Annotated in this window: 3 protein-coding genes; 1 reads left to right on the top strand and 2 read right to left on the bottom strand. The window is 72.8% G+C overall.

Annotated elements, in window-relative coordinates:
- A partial coding sequence (locus tag H5J26_RS28950) for a hypothetical protein (RefSeq protein ID WP_210771875.1) occupies positions 1–543 on the top strand: 543 nt, incomplete at its 5' end.
- A 75-nt stretch (positions 544–618) separates the two neighbouring features.
- On the opposite strand, the gene H5J26_RS28945 is transcribed toward H5J26_RS28950, so the two are convergent.
- The gene (locus H5J26_RS28945; protein ID WP_181768930.1) at positions 619–1,920 is read right to left on the bottom strand and encodes an SWIM zinc finger family protein; all 1,302 of its coding nucleotides are present in this window, start codon (positions 1,918–1,920) and stop codon (positions 619–621) included.
- Positions 1,920–4,102, bottom strand: a 2,183-nt coding sequence (locus tag H5J26_RS28940; protein ID WP_181768929.1) for a DEAD/DEAH box helicase, incomplete at its 5' end; no start/stop codon positions are given. The genes H5J26_RS28945 and H5J26_RS28940, both read right to left, overlap by 1 nt.

Genomic DNA, 4,102 nt, shown 5'->3' with positions numbered 1-4,102 from the left:
CGTCGGACTCGGCTACGAGCACGGACTGTCGGGCGTCACCTGGCCGAGACGGCTTCCTCACCGGTCCTCGTCCACATCGCCTGGGCGACCGCCGACGCGCTGCATGCGGCAGGTCTGGTCCCGCGAGGCTCAGCTGCCGTCTCCTTCGAACCCGACGAAACCGGCGCGTACCGCGTGGAGTTGGACGGGGTGCCCTCCGAGGCCTCGGCTCTTTTCGCGTCCGCCTTCGACGAGGCGGTCTCCCCTCTCGCCTCGCCCCGATACGTGGTCCCCCGCTACGTGCTGGCCCGGCCTTCCGCGGGCGACGCGTTGCGCGCGCTGCGCGGCAGGCCGGTGCCCAACGTCGTCATTCACCACGCGGTGCCGTCCCAGCTGGCCGAGAACCGCCGCCTGGCCGGGACGTTCGCCGCGGCCTGGAACACCTTCGTGAGCGCCGGCGTCCCGCTCTACACGCGCAGCCCGGAGGGTTCGGGCGTCCTCGCGGCGCAGGCGGGCGGCTCGCCGCTGGAGGTCACGACGGCGATGCGGGTGACGTGGCACTGAGGGGCACCGACCCGGCCGCGGGAGTACCCGGCCCAGGCGGCAGCGCCTCGCGGTCACCCGCCCACCAGATACGGGTCACCCGTCCATCAGATACGTCAGCGCCGACACCGGATCGGCCTCCGAGCGGCCCTCCGGCCACCAGTCCTCCGCGCCCCCCACACTGCCGCCCGTGCTGCTGCCGCCCGCCTCGTTGCGGTACGGGTACCAGCGGCGGTCCGTTCCGTAGCGCAGCTGGTGGCGGCGGGTGGGGTCGGTGAGGTGGTTGCGGTGGATCGACATGCGGGGAAGGTCCGCGGCGGCCAACGCCCCGCGCGCACGGTCGAAGTTGCCCGCCGGCGGGTCCCATGAAGTCTCCAGGACGGTCAGCCCCTCGTCGCCCTGGCGCCATGCCGCGGCCGCCCTCGCCAGCTCCACGGCCGAATGCCCCGTGCCGCGTGCGAGCCGGTCGAACCGGGCCGAGACAGTGCCGCGGCCCGTGAGTTGGGGGTGCGTGGCGGCAAGTCGGATCGCGTCGTGCCACATGGGGTCGCTCCGGCCGGTCGAGTCCTCCAGGAAGCCGGGGTCGCTGAGAGCGGCATGAGCGCGGCCGACGGCGTCGGTGGCCAGGAAGGTCAGCGCCAACGGGTCGGGGCCGCCAGGGACTTCCGGGAGGAGCGGCGGTTCGCCGGGGCCCGCGGGCGGGGCGAGGGGCTCGGGCAGAGGCGGACGCAGCGATGTGGCCAGCGCGTCACGTGCGAGGACGCCGGGCAGCGACTCGGGGCCCTCCTCCCTGCGGGCCTCACCGGCCTCGCGGGATGCCGACGCCGCATTGCGGCGGGCGAGTTCGTCGAGCAGCTCCTCCTCGTCCCGGCCGCGCAGGAGCAGCAGGACGAAGGGATCGGCGTCGAGAAACCGGGCCGCCTGATAGCACAGGGCCGCGGCGTGCTTGCAGGGACGGCCGTTGTCCGGGCAGGAGCATCCGGCGTCGAGTTCTCCGTGCCCCGGGAGCAGTTGCACGCCCGCCGTACCGGCCGCCTCCACGAGCGCGTGCGGCATGTCCTTGTCCAACAGGGCCGCGATATGGGCCGGTTGGGCCGCCACCGAGTCCAGGAAGGAATCCCACTCCTGGTCGCTGAGGACCCGCAGCCGGATCAGCGCACGGTACGGCCGGGGACGGCTGCCCCACACCGACGCCGTGATGCGGCCGGGGCCGATCGTGATCGCCCCGACGTGCCCGGCGCGGGCGTACGTGCGGCCGCGCGAGAGCCGTCCCTGATCCAGGGCGGAGTCCTCCAGGGCGCGCACCCACGCGCTGCCCCACCAGGACTCCGCGAAGGGCCCGCGCGCGCCGGGACGCGCCGGGACCGGAGGGAGGGTACGGGCGGCCCTGCCGCTCATCACGTCCTCCTCAGCCTGACGAGGTCGGCCAGCTCCGTGTCGCTCAGCTCGGACAGGGCGGCCTCGCCGCCGCCCAGCACCGCATCCGCCAACTCCCGCTTGGAGTCGAGGAGAAGAGCGATGCGCTCCTCCACCGTCCCCTCAGTGATGATGCGGTGCACCTGTACGGGCTGGGTCTGCCCGATGCGGTACGCGCGGTCGGTGGCCTGCTCCTCCACGGCCGGATTCCACCAGCGGTCGTAGTGGATGACATGAGCGGCACGGGTCAGGTTGAGACCGGTGCCGGCGGCCTTCAACGACAGCAGGAACACGGGGACTTCGCCGTCCTGGAAACGGCGCACCATCTCCTCGCGCCGCGGGACCGGGGTGCCGCCGTGCAGCAACTGCAGGGGAATGCCGCGCTGTTGAAGGTGCCGCTCGATGATGCGGGCCATCGCCACGTACTGCGTGAAGACCAGCACGGCACCGTCCTCCGCGAGGATGGTGTCCAGCAGTTCGTCCAGAAGCTCCAGCTTGCCCGAACGGGCGGGGGCGGCGGCAGAGGCGTCCTCGCTCAGATACTGCGCGGGGTGGTTGCAGATCTGCTTGAGCGCCGTCAGCAGCTTCATCACCAGACCGCGCCGTGCGATTCCCTGGGACGCCTCGATCCGGGCGAGCGTCTCCCGGACGACCGCCGCGTACAGCCCGCCCTGTTCGCGGGTGAGAGTGACGGGATGGTCGGTCTCCGTCTTGGGCGGCAGCTCGGGTGCGATGCCCGGATCGGACTTCTTCCGCCGCAGCAGGAACGGCCTCACCAGCCGCGCGAGACGCTCTGTCGCCTCCTGGTCCTCGCCGCCCTCGACGGCGCGGGCGTGCCGGGAGCGGAACGTGGTGAGCGGGCCGAGCAGCCCGGGAGTCGTCCAGTCGAGGATCGCCCACAGTTCGGAGAGGTTGTTCTCGACCGGCGTGCCGGTGAGGGCGATCCGCGCCGGAGCGCTCAGGGTCCGCAGAGCCTTCGCCGTGGCGGAGTGCGGGTTCTTCACGTGCTGAGCCTCGTCGGCGACGACCATTCCCCAGCGTCGTGCGGCGAGTTCGGCAGCGCTGGAGCGCATCGTGCCGTAGGTGGTGAGGACGAAGCCGCCTTCGCCGGCGAGGCCGTCGAGGCTGCGGTCCGAGCCGTGGAAGCGGCGTACGGGCGTGCCCGGCGCGAAGCGCGCGATCTCGTGCTGCCAGTTGCCCAGGAGCGAAGCGGGGCACACGACGAGAGTGGGAGCCGCGTGTGCGCGGCGCAGGTGGAGGGCGATGAGCGTGACGGTCTTGCCGAGCCCCATGTCGTCGGCGAGGCATCCGCCCAGCCCGAGCGAGGTCATCGACTCCAGCCAGGCCAGACCGCGCAGTTGGTAGTCCCGCAGGGTGGCGTGAAGCCCCTCCGGCTGGGCGGGCTGCGGCAGTTCGGCGGTGACACGGTCCCGCAGGGCCGCCAGCGCCCCCACGGGGACGGCCTCGACCGTCTCCCCGTCCATCTCGGCCGAGCCGGTGAGGGCCGCCGAAAGGGCCTCGACCGGATCGAGGAGACCGAGATGACGCTTCCGGGCCTTCCGCACGAGGCCGGGGTCGACCAGCACCCACTGGCCCCGAAGCCGTACGACCGGGCGGTGCGCCTCGGCCAGCGCGTCCATCTCGGCCTCGCTCAGCTGCTCGTCTCCCAAAGCCAACTGCCAGTGGAATTCGAGCAGTTCGTCCGACTCGAAGAAGCCGAAACCGTCCGAGGCGGATCCCGGCGCCGGACGGATGACAGCGGTGGCAGTCAGCTCACGGGCCACCTCCCGCGGCCAGTGCACCGCCACGCCCGCCGCCGCAAGCCGCGTAGCCACGCGGCCGAGCAGGTCGCTGACCTCCGGTTCCGTCAGCGCCAGCACGTCGGGAACGGGCCGCTCCAGCAGCCGTTCGAGCGGCGACCAGACGCGGGCGGCACGGCGCAGCGCGAGCAGGGTGTCGATACGGGCGCGGGGCCCGAAGTGGTCCGCGCCGTGCCACAGTTGGGCGGCGTCGGCGACGAGGGTGGGATCAGCGAGGCTGTGCACCTGCACGATGGCCGCCGCTCCACGGCCCCTCCGCTCACCACCACCGGCGTCGGCATCCTCTCCCGCGTCGAAGACGTCGTAGGCGGCGAGATCGAGGCGCAGCGAGATCCGCACGCCCA

Origin of the sequence: Streptomyces albidus (ex Kaewkla and Franco 2022) (genome assembly GCF_013870515.1) — a bacterium.
In the GTDB taxonomy this organism is placed as follows: Bacteria; Actinomycetota; Actinomycetes; order Streptomycetales; family Streptomycetaceae; genus Streptomyces; species Streptomyces albidus.
The sequence above is the reverse complement of the archived record's forward strand: the minus strand, read 5'-3'. Positions and strand labels throughout refer to the sequence as shown.

Coding starts and splice junctions, on each gene's coding strand:
- H5J26_RS28945 (WP_181768930.1), bottom strand. CDS start 1,920: ATGAGCGGCAGGGCCGCCCGTACCCTCCCTCCGGTCCCGGCGCGTCCC.